Annotated in this window: 14 protein-coding genes; 8 read left to right on the top strand and 6 right to left on the bottom strand. The window is 70.8% G+C overall.

Annotated elements, in window-relative coordinates; translation table 11 throughout:
* Window positions 1-1,393: gamma-glutamyltransferase family protein (locus AC30N0_RS15480; RefSeq protein WP_489518797.1), on the top strand; the 1,393-nt coding region annotated here is incomplete at its 5' end.
* Window positions 1,394-1,417: 24 nt separating this feature from the next.
* Here the strand turns inward: AC30N0_RS15480 and AC30N0_RS15485 are convergent.
* Together AC30N0_RS15485 and AC30N0_RS15490 are read right to left on the bottom strand one after the other, a co-directional pair.
* Window positions 1,418-2,512, bottom strand: a complete 1,095-nt coding sequence (locus AC30N0_RS15485; protein WP_489518809.1) for a M14 family metallopeptidase — start codon at window positions 2,510-2,512, stop codon at window positions 1,418-1,420.
* A 50-nt stretch (window positions 2,513-2,562) separates the two neighbouring features.
* Complete coding sequence (locus AC30N0_RS15490) at window positions 2,563-3,756, bottom strand: M20 aminoacylase family protein (protein WP_489518798.1); 1,194 nt, start codon at window positions 3,754-3,756, stop codon at window positions 2,563-2,565.
* A 71-nt stretch (window positions 3,757-3,827) separates the two neighbouring features.
* On the opposite strand from AC30N0_RS15490, the gene AC30N0_RS15495 reads away from it, so the two are divergent.
* From AC30N0_RS15495 to AC30N0_RS15510, 4 genes are read left to right on the top strand one after another with little or no spacing between them, the layout of a single operon-like run.
* Window positions 3,828-5,918 carry a molybdopterin-containing oxidoreductase family protein gene (locus AC30N0_RS15495; RefSeq protein ID WP_489518799.1) on the top strand — a complete coding sequence of 697 codons (2,091 nt, stop codon included), beginning with the start codon at window positions 3,828-3,830 and terminating at the stop codon, window positions 5,916-5,918.
* 14 nt (window positions 5,919-5,932) lie between these two features.
* On the top strand, window positions 5,933-7,030 hold the full coding sequence (locus AC30N0_RS15500; protein ID WP_489518800.1) for an aminopeptidase: 1,098 nt from the start codon (window positions 5,933-5,935) through the stop codon (window positions 7,028-7,030).
* An 11-nt stretch (window positions 7,031-7,041) separates the two neighbouring features.
* Complete coding sequence (locus AC30N0_RS15505; RefSeq protein ID WP_489518801.1) at window positions 7,042-7,365, top strand: polyhydroxyalkanoic acid system family protein; 324 nt, start codon at window positions 7,042-7,044, stop codon at window positions 7,363-7,365.
* Between the two features lie 3 nt (window positions 7,366-7,368).
* Window positions 7,369-8,310 carry a DUF808 domain-containing protein gene (locus tag AC30N0_RS15510; protein WP_489518802.1) on the top strand — a complete coding sequence of 314 codons (942 nt, stop codon included), beginning with the start codon at window positions 7,369-7,371 and terminating at the stop codon, window positions 8,308-8,310.
* Window positions 8,311-8,374: 64 nt separating this feature from the next.
* On the opposite strand, the gene AC30N0_RS15515 is transcribed toward AC30N0_RS15510, so the two are convergent.
* Complete coding sequence (locus AC30N0_RS15515; RefSeq protein WP_489518803.1) at window positions 8,375-8,629, bottom strand: acyl-CoA-binding protein; 255 nt, start codon at window positions 8,627-8,629, stop codon at window positions 8,375-8,377.
* A gap of 145 nt (window positions 8,630-8,774) precedes the next feature.
* On the opposite strand from AC30N0_RS15515, the gene AC30N0_RS15520 reads away from it, so the two are divergent.
* The gene (locus tag AC30N0_RS15520; protein WP_489518810.1) at window positions 8,775-10,184 is read left to right on the top strand and encodes a wax ester/triacylglycerol synthase family O-acyltransferase; all 1,410 of its coding nucleotides are present in this window, start codon (window positions 8,775-8,777) and stop codon (window positions 10,182-10,184) included.
* Between the two features lie 12 nt (window positions 10,185-10,196).
* On the opposite strand, the gene AC30N0_RS15525 is transcribed toward AC30N0_RS15520, so the two are convergent.
* The 3 genes from AC30N0_RS15525 to AC30N0_RS15535 form a co-directional block, all read right to left on the bottom strand.
* A complete protein-coding gene (locus AC30N0_RS15525) occupies window positions 10,197-10,451 on the bottom strand; it encodes a hypothetical protein (protein ID WP_489518804.1) in 255 nt (84 codons plus the stop codon).
* Window positions 10,452-10,538: 87 nt separating this feature from the next.
* Complete coding sequence (locus AC30N0_RS15530) at window positions 10,539-11,324, bottom strand: hypothetical protein (RefSeq protein WP_489518805.1); 786 nt, start codon at window positions 11,322-11,324, stop codon at window positions 10,539-10,541.
* Between the two features lie 2 nt (window positions 11,325-11,326).
* On the bottom strand, window positions 11,327-11,995 hold the full coding sequence (locus AC30N0_RS15535; protein WP_489518806.1) for a TetR/AcrR family transcriptional regulator: 669 nt from the start codon (window positions 11,993-11,995) through the stop codon (window positions 11,327-11,329).
* A gap of 82 nt (window positions 11,996-12,077) precedes the next feature.
* Here AC30N0_RS15535 and AC30N0_RS15540 point away from each other — a divergent pair, with 82 nt between their 5' ends.
* Together AC30N0_RS15540 and AC30N0_RS15545 are read left to right on the top strand one after the other, a co-directional pair.
* Window positions 12,078-13,004 carry an ABC transporter ATP-binding protein gene (locus AC30N0_RS15540; protein ID WP_489518807.1) on the top strand — a complete coding sequence of 309 codons (927 nt, stop codon included), beginning with the start codon at window positions 12,078-12,080 and terminating at the stop codon, window positions 13,002-13,004.
* On the top strand, window positions 13,001-13,683 hold a 683-nt coding region (locus AC30N0_RS15545; protein ID WP_489518808.1), incomplete at its 3' end, for an ABC transporter permease. The genes AC30N0_RS15540 and AC30N0_RS15545, both read left to right, overlap by 4 nt.

The raw sequence follows: 13,683 nt of genomic DNA on the forward strand, positions 1-13,683 counted from the left end.
GCACGGCAAGCTGCCCTGGCGCGACCTGTTCCAGCCGGCGATCGCCCTGGCCACGAACGGCTTCCCGATCGGCGGCCGGCTGGCCGCGGCTCTCGAGGTTTCGCGCAGCAGCCTGCTCGCCGACGCCGAAGCGACCCGCACCTACTTTCACCCCGACCGGACCGCGAAGGTGCTCGGCACCAAGCTCGCGATCCCGGCCTACGCGGCGACGCTGGCGGCGATCGCCGACCAGGGCGCGGACGCCTTCTATACGGGGACCATCGCGCAGGCCATCGTCGAGAAGATCAACGTCACGGCGCACGCGCAGACGGGCGCGGCGATCACCCCGGGCAAGACCACGCCGGCCGATCTCGCCGGCTACCGGGCCAGGAAGCGGGACCCGGTCTGCACCACCTACCGCGCGTACTGGGTCTGCGGGATGTCGCCGCCTTCGTCTGGCGGCCTGGCGGTCGCGCAGACGCTCGGCATCCTCGAGAACTTCGACCTCGGCCGGCTGGCGCCGGTCGCGCCGGGCGTCGAGGGCGGCAAGCCGCAGGCGCAGGCCGTGCACCTGGTCAGCGAGGCCGAGCGCCTGGCGTACGCCGACCGCAACAGGTACGTCGCCGACACCGACTTCGTGCCGCTGCCGGGCGGCAGCCACGAGGCGATGACGGACAAGGCCTACCTGCGCAGTCGCGCCGACCAGATCAGCCCGGCGGCGTCGATGGGCACCGCGCAGCCCGGCAACCTGGGCTCGCTGCCGAGGGGCACCAGCGCCGGATCGACCGGGGCCGGGACGACGCACTTCACCATCGTCGATCCCGCCGGGAACGTGGTCTCGATGACGTCGACGGTCGAGAGCGGCTTCGGCTCGTTCCACATGACCGGGGGCTTCATCCTCAACAACCAGCTGACCGACTTCGACGTCGCGCCGACCGATGCCGAGGGCCAGCCGATCGCCAACCGGGTGGCGCCGCTGAAGCGGCCGCGCAGCTCGATGGCGCCGACCCTCGTCTTCAGGAAGAACGCCGACGGCAGCCGCGGCGCCTTCCACATGGGCACCGGCTCGCCCGGCGGCGGCGCGATCATCCAGTACGTCGTCAAGACGCTGGTCGGCGTGCTCGACTGGAACCTCGACGCGCAGCAGGCGACCTCGATGGTCGACTTCGGCGCCGCGAACAGCCCGACGACGAACGTGGGCGGCGAGCACCCGAACGTGAACGCCGCGAACAGCGGCGGCGCCGATCCGCTCGTCACCGGCCTGCGCGCCCTCGGCCACACGGTGTCGGTCGGCGCCCAGTCGAGCGGGATCGGCACCGTCGTCCGCGTCCGGGCCCACGGCGCGCCGGCGCTGCAGGGCGGGGCCGACCCGCGCCGCGAGGGGCTGGTGCTCGGCGACGCGATCGCGCCCTGAAGCCCGGGAGGGACCGCAGGCGCCTCAGGCGCTCGTCGACAGGCCGCGGAGCGCGCCCTCGGCCGCGTCCACGGCCTGGGCGACGATCCGCGCCTTCCACTCGTCGGTGTCGGTGTAGAAGGCGTCGCGCACCTGCTTCTTGATGGCGCGGCGGGTCGCGTCGTCGGCCTCGGGGTGGTTCTGCAGCCATTGGTCGGCGCACAGCGCCAGTTGCACCTCGGCCTGCGGGAGGGTGCCGTACTCGAGCGCGATCCCGGTGTACTCGGCCTGCGGGCATTCCTCGTAGGCCGAATTGAACATCAGCCCGGTGAGGACGGCCGAGGTCGACGAGCCGTCGTAGAACGAGGTCACGTCGCCCCACCAGGCGCGGGCTCTCGCCAGCGCGGCGGCGTCGTCGCGGCAGGCGAAGATGCGCTCGCCGTGCCCGCTCGGGCCGAGCCCGGTGTGGAGATCGATCCAGGCGAGCCGCCGGCAACGCGAGCCGTGCGTGCGCAGCACGTGGCGCAGCGTCTCGTGGCTCCAGGTCGGCGCAGTGCCGCCGTAGAAGAGGCCGTCCGGGTGGTTGTACTGGCCGCCGGAGACCGCCTGCTGGAGGGCTTTCTCGCCGTGCGCCGTGACGTAGGCGTCGAGCCGCGCGCGCGTGGCCGGGTCCGGCGGCCACGAGGCGGGCACGAAGGCATCGGCGAGCTCGTCGTAGCCGGCGTTCGTGGGCGCCGGCAGGGCGAAGTCGCGGAAGTTGCGGTTCAGGTCGACGTTCTCGTGCGTCGTCCGCCGCCACCACGAGAAGCCCCAGGGATTGAGCGCATGGATGTAGAGCACGGCGACGCCCGCGGCCGCCGCTGCATCGTGCCATCCGCCATCTCCCAGCAGGGCCACCTGCACGCCGGAGCCGCAGAAGCCCTCGAGGCCGTGGCAGGCGCTGCTGACGACGAGCACGGCCTGCGCATCCCGGGGCCCGTCGCGCGCCACGTCCATGCCCAGCATCTCCCCGTCCTGACCGAGCAGCGGGTGGACATGGGTGTCGACGCCGAGGCCGCGCGAGCGGGCCGCGGCGAAGAACTTGTCGCGCGCCTCGGCGTAGGTCTGCGCGAAATGGGCGGCGACGCCCGCTTCCCGCACCGGCGCCCGCACCGGCCTGGGAACGGCGCGGCGTTCGCCGGGCGCGTCGCTCACCGCGGCGTCGCCAGCCAGGCTTCGGCCAGGCGGACCCAGAGCGTGCCGCCGAGGGGGATCAGCTCGTCGTTGAAGTCGTAGCTCGGGTTGTGCAGCATGCAGGGCCCCATGCCGTGGCCGCTCTCGCGGTGCGTGCCGTCGCCGTTGCCGATCAGGAAGTAGCAGCCGGGCTTCTCCTGCAGGTAGTAGCTGAAGTCCTCGGCGCCCATCGTCGGCTCGAACTCGATGACGTTGGCGGCGCCCACCATGTCGGTCATCACGCGGCGGGCGAACTCGGTCTCCGCCGGGTGGTTGATCGTCGGGGGGTAGTTGCGCTTGAACTCGAACTCGCACGACGCGCCGAAGGCGGCGCAGGTGTGCTCGGCGACCTCCTGCATGCGCTGCTCGATGAGGTCGAGCACCTCGAGCGTGAAGGTGCGCACCGTGCCCTGCATCTCGCAGCTGTCGGGGACGACGTTGGTGGCCTCGCCGGTGTGGATCATGGTCACCGAGATCACGCCGGCGTCGATCGGCCGCTTGTTGCGGCTGATGATGGTCTGGAAGGCGTTGACGATCTGGCACGCCACCGGCACCGGGTCGATGCCGTTGTGCGGCATCGCCGCATGCGATCCCCTGCCGTGGATGACGATCCGGAACTCGTTGCTCGAGGCGAACGCCGGACCCGACTTGAGCGCGAACTGGCCTGCCTTCAGGCCGGGCCAGTTGTGCGCGCCGAACACCGCCTCCATCGGGAACTTCTCGAACAGGCCGTCCTTCATCATCTCGCGCGCGCCGCCGCCGCCTTCTTCGGCCGGCTGGAAGATGAGGTGGACGGTGCCGTCGAAGTTGCGGTGCTTCGACAGGTGCTTGGCGGCGGCGAGCAGCATCGCCGTGTGGCCGTCGTGGCCGCAGGCGTGCATCTTGCCGGCGTGCGTGCTCTTGTGCGCGAAGGTGTTGAACTCGGTGATCGGCAGGGCGTCCATGTCGGCGCGCAGGCCGACCGCGCGCGTGCTCGTGCCGTTCCTGATGCTCGCCACGATGCCGGTGGTGCCGAGGCCGCGGTGGACGGGGATGCCCCAGGCGGTGAGCTGCTCGGCGACGAGGTCCGACGTGCGCCGCTCCTCGAAGCAGAGCTCGGGGTGGGCGTGGATGTCGCGGCGCAGGGCGGTGATCTGGGCGGCGTCGGCGAGGATGGATTCGATGACTTGCATGGGGCGCTCCGATGTCGGCCGAGTTTATCGCCTGACCCCGCTCCTCGCAGGTGCTGTGCCATAGTTTGGCCATGAGCTCGAAGCTGGTCCGCGCCGCCTGCCCGCACGACTGTCCGGACACCTGCGCGATGTGGGTCACGGTCGAGGACGGTCGAGCCGTCAAGGTGCACGGCGACCCCGATCACCCCACCACCCACGGCGCGCTCTGCACCAAGGTCTCGCGCTACCCCGAGCGCACCTACCACCCCGAGCGCGTGCTGCATCCGCTGCGCCGCATCGGCCCGAAAGGAAGCGGTGCCTTCGAGCGCGTGAGCTGGGACGCCGCGCTGACCGAGATCGCCGCGCGCCTGAAGGCGATCGCCGGCCCCGACGGCACCAACGCGGAAGCCATCGTCCCCTACAGCTACGCCGGGACGATGGGACTGGTGCAGGGCGAAAGCATGGCCGGGCGCTTCTTCCACACCCTCGGCGCCTCGCTGCTCGACCGCACGATCTGCTCCTCGGCCGGCGGCGACGCGGTCGCCGCGACATACGGCGCCAAGGTGGGCATGCACGTCGAGCACTACGCCGAGAGCCGGCTCATCGTCATCTGGGGCAGCAACTCGATCACTTCGAACCTGCACTTCTGGACCTACGCGCAGGCGGCCAAGCGCGCCGGCGCCAAGCTCGTCTGCATCGACCCGCGCCGCACCGACACGGCCGAACGCTGCCACGAGCACATCGCGCTGCTGCCCGGCACCGACGGCGCCCTCGCGCTCGGCCTGATGCACCAGCTGATCGCCGACGGTGCCCTCGACCAGGACTACATCGATCGGCATACCGAAGGCTGGCCGGCGCTGCGCGAGCGGGCCCTGCATTGGCCGCCGGAGCGCGTCGCCGCGGTCTGCGGCATCGAGGCGGCGCAGGTGCGCGCGCTGGCCCGCGACTACGGGACGATCCGGCCGGCGGCGATCCGCCTCAACTACGGCATGCAGCGCGTGCGCGGCGGCGGCAACGCGGCGCGCCTGATTGCCATCCTGCCCTGCCTCGTCGGCGCCTGGCGGCATCGCGCCGGCGGCATGCTGCTGTCGAGCTCGGGCTGGTTCGCACGCGCCCGCAACGACGCGGCGCTGCGCCGGCCCGACCTCCTCGGTGCGCGCCGGCCGCGCACCATCAACATGAGCACGATCGGCGACGACCTGCTGCGCGAGAGCGGCGAGCTCCTCCCGGACGGCCGGCGCTTCGGGCCGAAGATCGAGGCGCTCGTGGTCTACAACAGCAACCCGGTCGCGGTGGCGCCCGGCTCGCCGCAGGTCGTCCGTGGCTTCTCGCGCGAGGATCTGTTCACCGTCGTCCTGGAGCACTTCCTGACCGACACCGCCGACCACGCCGACATCGTCCTGCCGGCGACGACGCAGCTCGAGCACCTCGACGTCCACGCCGCCTACGGACACACCTACGCCCTCGTCAACGAGGCCGCCGTGGCGCCGCTCGGCGAGACGAAGCCGAACACCCAGATCTTCCGCGAGCTCGCGGCGAGGATGGGCTTCGACGATCCCTGCTTCGCCGAGACCGACGAGGCCCTGGCGCGCCAGGCGTACCGCCCGAAGCAGGAGGGCGGCGTCGACTTCGACGAGCTGCGTGCCAAGGGCTGGGTCAAGCTCGACTTGCCCGAGGCGCCGTTCGCCCACGGCGGCTTCCCGACGCCGAGCGGCAAGTGCCTGATCGACGCGCCCGGGCTCGGGGTCCCGGACCATGTTCCCAACTACGAGTCGCCGATCGATACGCCTATGCTCGCCGCGCGCTTCCCCCTGGCCATGATCTCGCCGCCGGCGCGCAATTTCCTCAATTCGACCTTCGTCAACGTCAAGAGCCTGCGCGACATCGAAGGCGAGCCGGTGCTCGAGATCTCGGCGGCCGACGCCGGCCCGCGGCGCATCTCGAGCGGCCAGCGCGTGCGCATCTTCAACGACCGCGGCAGCATCGTCTGCAAGGCGATCGTCGGCGCGAGGGCGCGGCCCGGCGTGGTGAACGGCCTCGGCGTGTGGTGGCGCAAGCTCGGCGAGGACGGCCGCAATGTCAACGAGCTGACCCACCAGCGCCTGACCGACATCGGCCGCGCCCCCAGCTTCTACGACTGCCTCGTCGAGGTCGAGCCGGCGCCGGAACCCGCCCTGGCGTGAAGCGGGCGCTGCGAATGGCGATCTTCGCAAGCGGCGGGCTCGGCGCCACCGTGCTCGCGGCGGCCGGCGCGATCTGCCTCACCTCCGGCTGCAGCGCGCTCGGCTACTACGGGCAGGCGGCGACCGGGCATCTCAACATCGTCAACGCGGCGCGCCCGGTGTCCGATTGGCTGGCCGACCCGTCGACGCCGCCGGCCCTGAAGCAGCGCCTCGAGCTGTCGCGACGGATCCGCGACTTCGCGGTTCGCGAGCTTGGCGAGCCCGACAACGCGAGCTATCGCCGCTATGCCGACCTCGGCCGCACGGCCGCGGTGTGGAACGTCGTCGCCGCGCCCGAGCTGAGTCTGACCCTGAAGACCTGGTGCTTCGTCGTGGTCGGCTGCGTCGGCTACCGAGGCTACTACAGCGAAGCGGGGGCGGCCGCCGAGGCTGCCGAGCTGCGCGGCGCCGGCTACGAGGCGCTCGTCTACCCGGTGCCGGCGTACTCGACGCTCGGCCGGCTGCCGGGCGACTGGCTGGCCGACCCGCTGCTCAACACCTTCGTTCATTACCCGGAGGCCGACCTGGCCCGTCTCATCTTCCACGAGCTCGCACACCAGGTCGTCTACGTGCCGGGCGATACCGCGTTCAACGAGTCCTTCGCCACCGCCGTCGAGCAGATCGGCAGCGCCCGCTGGCTGGCCGGCCAGGCGAACGCGTCGACGCGTGCCGAGCAGGCGAGCGCGCAGGCGCGGCGCGCCGACTTCCGAGCCCTGACGCTGCGCTATCGCGGCGAGCTGCAGGCGCTCTATGCCAGCAGCGCCAGCGATGCAGAGAAGCGCCAGGGCAAGGCCGCGCTCTTTGCCGCCATGCGCGCCGAGCACGAGGCGATCAAGGCCGCGCGCTGGGGCGGCTACGCCGGCTACGACGCCTGGTTCGCGCGCGCCAACAACGCCGCCCTCGGCGTCCTCGCCGCCTACAACGACCTCGTGCCGCAGTTCGAGCAGCTGTTCAGGCGCGGCGGCGGCGACTTTCCGCGCTTCTACGCCGAAGTGAAGCGCCTGGCCGCGCTGCCGGCAGGCGAGCGGCGTGCCCATCTGGCGGCAGCTGCCGCCTCTACGCCCCCACCCTGAGGACGCCGACCATGGCCGACATCCACATCCACCGAACGCACGCCCTCGGGCTGGCCAAGGCCCGCAAGATGGCCTGGAAATGGGCCGAGGCCGTGGAGGAAAGGTTCGCCATGGAGTGCACGGTGATCGAAGGCGAGGACAGCGACGTCGTCGAGTTCCGGCGCGCCGGCATCGAGGGCCAGCTGCGCGTCGAGGCGACGGCCTTCGACCTCACGGCGAAGCTCGGCTTTCTGCTCGGTGCCTTCGGCGGCAAGATCGAGTCCGAGATCGAGGCCCAGCTCGACAAGCTGCTGCCGCGGGTCGCCGTCCCGGCCAAGCGCCGCAAGAAGGCCTGAACCATGGCCAGCAGCCTGCTCGCCCTCCTCGACGACGTCGCCACCATCCTCGACGACGTGTCGGTGATGACCAAGGTCGCGGCCAAGAAGACCGCCGGCGTGCTCGGCGACGACCTGGCCCTCAACGCCCAGCAGGTCTCGGGCGTCCGCGCCGAGCGCGAACTGCCCGTGGTGTGGGCGGTCGCCAAGGGCTCGATGATCAACAAGGTGATCCTCGTGCCGGCGGCGCTGCTGATCAGCGCCCTCGCGCCCTGGCTGGTGACGCCGCTGCTGATGGTGGGCGGCGCCTTTCTCTGCTACGAAGGCTTCGAGAAGCTGGCCCACCGCTTCCTGCACAGCAGGGAGGAGGACGAGGCGCACCGGCAGGAGCTGGCGCGTGCCCTGACCGATCCGGCCGTCGACCTGAGGACGGTCGAGAAGGACAAGATCAAGGGCGCCGTCCGGACCGACTTCGTGCTCTCGGCCGAGATCATCGTCATCAGCCTCGGCACCGTGTCGACGCAGCCGATCGCGACGCAGTTCGCGGTGCTGGCGAGCATCTCGGTGATCATGACCGTGGGCGTGTACGGCTTGGTCGCCGGGATCGTCAAGCTCGACGACGGCGGCCTCGCGCTCAGCCGCCGGTCCGGCGCGCTCGCGCAGAAGCTCGGACGCGCCATCCTCACCGGCGCGCCGATCCTGATGAAGACGCTCTCGGTCGTCGGCACGGCAGCGATGTTCCTCGTCGGCGGCGGCATCCTCGAGCATGGGATCCCGCCGCTGCACCATGCCGCCGAGGCCCTCGCCGCCGCCGCAGGGGACATCGCCGCGATCGGGCCGCTGCTGAAGCTGCTGACGCCGCTCGTGCTCGACGCCGTGATCGGCATCGTCGCGGGTGCGCTCGTGCTCGGCGTGGTCATGGTCGCGAAGCGGCTGTTCGGGCGCAGGCAGGTCGAGCCGGCCTGAGCCTGAGCGCGGCAGATCCCCTTCGCTGCGCTCTGGGACGGCGTGGGGCGCTAGGCGCCCCACGTCACTTCAGCGACTCGATGAGGTCGACGTATTCCTGCATCGCCTCGTCGCCGGACTTGCCGCGCAGCCCATCCCAGGCGTCCCACTTGGCCCGGCCGACCATGTCGGTGAAGCCGGGTCGCTTGCCGTCGGCATCGCCGCTCGACGCCTGCTTGTAGAGCGCATAGAGCTTCAGCAGCGTCATGTTGTCCGGCTTTTCCGGCAAGGTCTTCGACTCGGCGACGGCTTGCTCGAACTGTGCCTTGAGATCTGCCATGCATGTCTCCGTGGGGTCGGTCGTAGTGAAAGCCGCGATTGACGGGTCCGATGTTACCCAGCATCTTCACCCCCGCATGACCCCGCCCGCCGCAGCCGCCATCGAGAAGCGAGGAACGCGGTTGCCGCCCCCGCTGCGCGAGCGCATGTCGCGTGTGGACACCGCGTGGCTGCGCATGGACAACGACGTCAACCTGATGATGATCGTCGGCGTCTGGCTGCTGCAGCCGGGCATCGAGCTCGCGACGCTCTGCCGCCGGGTCGAGGACAGGCTGCTGAAGTACGGGCGCTTCCGCCAGGTCGTGTGCCACGACGCTGCCGGCGCGCACTGGAGCGACGATCCTGCGTTCGACATCCGCCACCACGTCGTCCGCGGCAAGCTCGCTCGGCGGCGCGGCCAGAGCGAGCGCGAGGCGCTGCAGGCCCGTGTCGGCGTCCTGGCGACGACGCCGCTCGACAGCGCCCGGCCGCTCTGGCGGTTCGAGCTGATCGAGGCCTACGAGGGCGGCAGCGCCCTTGTCGCCCGCGTCCACCACTGCATCGGCGACGGCATCGCCCTGATCTCCGTGATGATGTCGATCACCGACGGCGGCGCCGAGCCGCCGAGCCGCCGGCCTCGCGCGGCCGACGAGGGCGAGGGCAGCGACTGGCTCGCCGAAGCGGTGCTGAAGCCGCTCGGCGGCCTGTCGGCGAAGGCCGCCGGGCTCTTCGAGGCTTCGATGGCGCGCTCGCTCGGGATGCTCGCCGACCCGCAGCAGGGCGTCGCCGGAACGCTGCACGGCTCCCGCCTCGGCGCCCGGGTGATGAGCGACATCGCCGCGATGGCGATGATGGCCGACGATTCGCCGACGCTGCTCAAGGGCAAGCCGTCGGGCGTCAAGCGGGTCGCCTGGGGCGAGCCGATTCCGCTCGACCGGGTCAAGTGCGTGAGCAAGGCGCTCGGCTGCTCCATCAACGACGTCCTGCTCGCCGGCGTCGCCGGTGCCATCGGCGCCTGGCTGCGCGCGCAGGGAGACGACCCCCAGGGCAAGGAGATCCGGGCCATGGTGCCGGTCAACCTGCGGCCGCTCGACGAGGCCTGGAAGCTCGGCAACCGCTTCGGCCTGGCGCCCCTGGTGCTGCCGATCGGCATCGAGAACCCGGTCGGGCGCACCTACGCCGTGCGCGCGCGCATGACGTTGCTGAAGGCGAGCTTCCAGCCGCTGCTCGCGTTCGCCGTGCTCGCCATCGCCGGCCAGATGGCCAAGCCGATCCAGGACGCGATCCTGGGCCTGTTCGCGCGCAAGTCGACGGCCGTGATGACCAACGTGCCGGGGCCGGGCGCGCCGCTCACCTTCTGCGGCTCGCTGCTGCGCCAGACGATGTTCTGGGTGCCCGCCTCGGGCGACATCGGCGTCGGCGTCAGCATGCTAACCTACGGCGGCGGCGAGCAGTTCTGCCTGAACACCGACGCCGCGATGTGCGAACGCCCGCAGGACATCGTCGACCGCTTCGAGCCGGAGTTCGAGAAACTCCTGCTGATGACGATGATGCTGCCCTGGGCCGGGCGCGTCTGAGCCGAAGCCGGCTCAGAACGTCGCCGCGGCTTCGTCGCTCGGGTTCGCCAGCGGCAGGCCCGATGCCGACGGGACCGACGTGTCCGCGCCGGTGCCCGGTTCCTTGACGTCGTGAGGGGTCGGTGCACCGATCGCCGGCGCCGCGAGGCTGCGCAAGGGCTTCGGCGTCGGCGTGGCGGGGGTCAGCGCCACCGAGGCGGCGATGAGAACCATGACCGCGCCTGCCGCGGTGGCGGCGTAGGCGCCGATCAGACGGGGGGTGTGCATGGCGGATCTCCGGCGACCGTGAGGGGTGGCGGGAAGATCCCCGCCACCGACTCGTACGAAGCCGGTCCGCCGAACCGGACAGGCCCCTCAGTCGGCGAGCTCGGCCTTGGCCATCTCCACGTCGAGCCGCTCGGTGGCGTCGAGCGCTTCGCAGGCGGCTGCCTCCTCGTACAGCCTGGTCGCTTCCTTCATGCGCTTCTCGCCCTCGAGCATGACCAGGCCGTTGGCGTACTCGACGCGGGCAATGGCCGACCCCGGATTCAGCTTCAGCGCGGCCTTGTAGCTCGCCAGGCCCGCGTCCTTGCTCGCGCCCTGCGTGCGGCCGAGCAGGGAGCCGACCTTGTCGATCACTTCGGCGTGGAAGGCACCGAGGGCGATGTGCGCGTCGGCGTGCTTCGGGGCGAGCCGGATCGTCGTCTCGAGGGCGTTCTTCACCTTGGCGCCGAGCCCCTGCGCGAGGGCCTTGCCGATGCTGATGCCCTGGCTGTAGCGGCCGAGCGCGTAGGCCATGCAGTACCAGGCATTCGCTTCCTCCGGCGCGTCGCGCGTCCGCTTCTCGGCGCGCTCGGCGACCTCGAGCAGCAGCGCCAGCCGCGTCTTCTCGCTGGCTTCCAGGTAGGTGGCGTAGATCGCCTGCGACTTGTTGGCGACGGTCATGCCGGCGCCGGCGCCGGCGACATGCGCCTTCAGGCCGGCCTCGGTGGCCTTCTGGAACTGGCCGGCATGGAACAGGGCCCAGGCGGCGAGCACCTTGTCGTCCTTGGGCAGCGGCTCGACGTCGCCGGCATGCAGCCTCGCCCACTTCTTCTTCAGCGCGGCGACGTCGTAGGTGTAGGCATCCGCATCGTGCGGGAAGGCGGTCCAACGGGCCATGGTCACTCTCCTGGAGCTTGGTAGCGGGTGGCGAGGCTGTGCAGGTGGTCCCGCCCGGCAGCGTCGAGGTACGGAAGCAGCAGGCTGAGCACGTGGAAGGCGCCGCGGAGCAAGGCGGCACCGGCCCCTTCGGGCTCCAGCGCCTTGCGCGGGTCGCGCACGTACTCGAAGCTCAGCCAGTAGGTCAGGACCACGACCATCGAGGTCGCCACCGGCCCGGCGTCGCGGGCGTCGATGCGCAGCGCCGTGCCCGCGGCGATGCCGTCGAGCACCGCCTGCACGGCCCGCGTCTTGCGCTGCAGGACGAACTGGAAACGCATCTCCAGCTTGCGGTTGTTCGAGAGCAGGTCGTTGAGGTCGCGGTACAGGAAGCGGTGGCCCCAGATCAGCTCGAACAGCATGTGGAAGAAGAGCCAGGCGTCCTCGACGTTGCGCACGTCCTCGGCGGCACGCAGCAGCTCCGTGAGGGCGGCGTCGTAGCGCTCGAACAGGCGCGTGATCAGCTCCTCCTTGGCCGGGTAGTGGTAGTAGAGGTTGCCGGGGCTGATGCCGAGCTCGTTGGAGATCAGCGTCGTCGACACGTTCGGCTCGCCGAAGCGGTTGAACAGCGCGAGCGTGGTGTCCAGGATGCGCTCGGCAGTGCGCCTCGGTTTCTTGTTCTGAGTGGCCATGGGCGGGCGTGCGATCGCCGCAATCTAGGGGGCCCGACCGGGGCTGTCCATCCGGCCGCTCCCTACAATCGCGCCCTTCACCATGCCGGCCATCGCCTTCGTCCACGTCGCCAAGACCTACCCTTCGGCCCGTGGCGACGTCCGCGCCCTCGACGATGTCAGCTTCGAGATCCAGCAGGGCGAGTTCTTCGGGCTTCTCGGCCCGAACGGCGCCGGCAAGACGACCCTGATCAGCATCCTCGCCGGCCTGGCCCGGGCGACCAGCGGCAGCGTCTCGGTGCTCGGCCACGACGTCGTCACCGATTACGCGCAGGCGCGGCGCCGTCTCGGCATCGTCCCGCAGGAGCTGGTGTTCGACCCGTTCTTCAGCGTGCGCGAGGCGCTGCGCCTGCAGAGCGGCTACTTCGGCGTGCGCGACAACGACGACTGGATCGACGAGCTGCTCCTCAACCTGGGCCTGGCCGACAAGGCCGACGCCAACATGCGCCAGCTCTCGGGCGGCATGAAGCGGCGCGTGCTGGTCGCGCAGGCGCTCGTGCACCGCCCGCCGGTGATCGTGCTCGACGAGCCGACGGCCGGGGTCGACGTCGAGCTGCGGCAGACGCTCTGGCAGTTCGTCTCGCGACTCAACACGGAAGGCCACACCGTCCTGCTGACGACGCACTACCTAGAGGAAGCCGAGGCCCTGTGCAGCCGCATCGCGATGCTGAAGCAGGGCCGCGTCGTCGCCCTCGACCGGACCACGGCGCTGCTCGCGGGCACGGCGAGCACGATGCTGCGCTTCCGGCTCGACCGGCCGCTGCCGGAGGCGCTCGCCGCGAACGCCCGCGTCACCGGCCGCACGGTGCAGATCACGGCCCACGATGCCCGCGAGGTGGAGTCCATCCTGTCGGTGCTGCACGCCGCCGGCTGCCACCCGGAGGACCTCGAGATCGGCCGCGCCGACCTCGAGGACGTGTTCATCGAGATCATGCGTGGCGAGACGCCCATGCGGGTGGCGGCGCCGTGAAGGAGGACACCGGCATCCTCGCTGGAACGAGGCCGCTGCTCTACAAGGAAGTGCTGCGCTTCTGGAAGGTCAGCTTCCAGACAGTCGCGGCGCCGGTGCTGACGGCTGTGCTCTACCTGCTGATCTTCGGCCACGTGCTCGAAGGCCGGATCACGGTCTTCGGCTCGGTCGGCTACACCAGCTTCCTGATCCCGGGACTGGTGATGATGAGCGTGCTGCAGAACGCGTTCGCCAACTCGAGCTCTTCGCTGATCCAGAGCAAGATCACCGGCAACCTCGTCTTCGTGCTCGTCACGCCGCTCTCCCACTGGGCCTGGTTCCTGGCCTACGTCGGCGCCTCGGTGGTGCGCGGCGTGGCCGTCGGCGCGGGCGTGCTGCTGGTGACGATCTGGTTCGCGCCGCTGCATGTGGCCAACCCGCTCTGGATCGCGTTCTTCACCGTCGCCGGCGCCGCGCTGATGGGGGCGCTCGGCCTGATTGCCGGGCTTTGGGCGGAGAAGTTCGACCAGATCGCCGCCTTCCAGAACTTCATCATCATGCCGATGACTTTCCTGTCGGGCGTGTTCTATTCGGTCGCGTCGCTGCCCCCGGTCTGGCGCGAGGTCAGCCACCTCAACCCCTTCTTCTACATGATCGACGGCTTCCGGCACGGCTTCTTCGGCACCAGCGACGTGTCGCC

It is taken from the genome of Rhizobacter sp. (assembly GCF_031412495.1).
Lineage (GTDB): Bacteria > Pseudomonadota > Gammaproteobacteria > Burkholderiales > Burkholderiaceae_C > Schlegelella_A.

Bases quoted from the DNA above. Each gene is read 5' to 3' on its own strand.
- AC30N0_RS15490 (WP_489518798.1), bottom strand. From the start codon at position 3,756: ATGCAAGTCATCGAATCCATCCTCGCCGACGCCGCCCAGATCACCGCC.
- AC30N0_RS15495 (WP_489518799.1), top strand. From the start codon at position 3,828: ATGAGCTCGAAGCTGGTCCGCGCCGCCTGCCCGCACGACTGTCCGGAC.
- AC30N0_RS15500 (WP_489518800.1), top strand. From the start codon at position 5,933: ATGGCGATCTTCGCAAGCGGCGGGCTCGGCGCCACCGTGCTCGCGGCG.
- AC30N0_RS15505 (WP_489518801.1), top strand. From the start codon at position 7,042: ATGGCCGACATCCACATCCACCGAACGCACGCCCTCGGGCTGGCCAAG.
- AC30N0_RS15510 (WP_489518802.1), top strand. From the start codon at position 7,369: ATGGCCAGCAGCCTGCTCGCCCTCCTCGACGACGTCGCCACCATCCTC.
- AC30N0_RS15515 (WP_489518803.1), bottom strand. From the start codon at position 8,629: ATGGCAGATCTCAAGGCACAGTTCGAGCAAGCCGTCGCCGAGTCGAAG.
- AC30N0_RS15520 (WP_489518810.1), top strand. From the start codon at position 8,775: ATGTCGCGTGTGGACACCGCGTGGCTGCGCATGGACAACGACGTCAAC.
- AC30N0_RS15525 (WP_489518804.1), bottom strand. From the start codon at position 10,451: ATGCACACCCCCCGTCTGATCGGCGCCTACGCCGCCACCGCGGCAGGC.
- AC30N0_RS15530 (WP_489518805.1), bottom strand. From the start codon at position 11,324: ATGGCCCGTTGGACCGCCTTCCCGCACGATGCGGATGCCTACACCTAC.
- AC30N0_RS15535 (WP_489518806.1), bottom strand. From the start codon at position 11,995: ATGGCCACTCAGAACAAGAAACCGAGGCGCACTGCCGAGCGCATCCTG.
- AC30N0_RS15540 (WP_489518807.1), top strand. From the start codon at position 12,078: ATGCCGGCCATCGCCTTCGTCCACGTCGCCAAGACCTACCCTTCGGCC.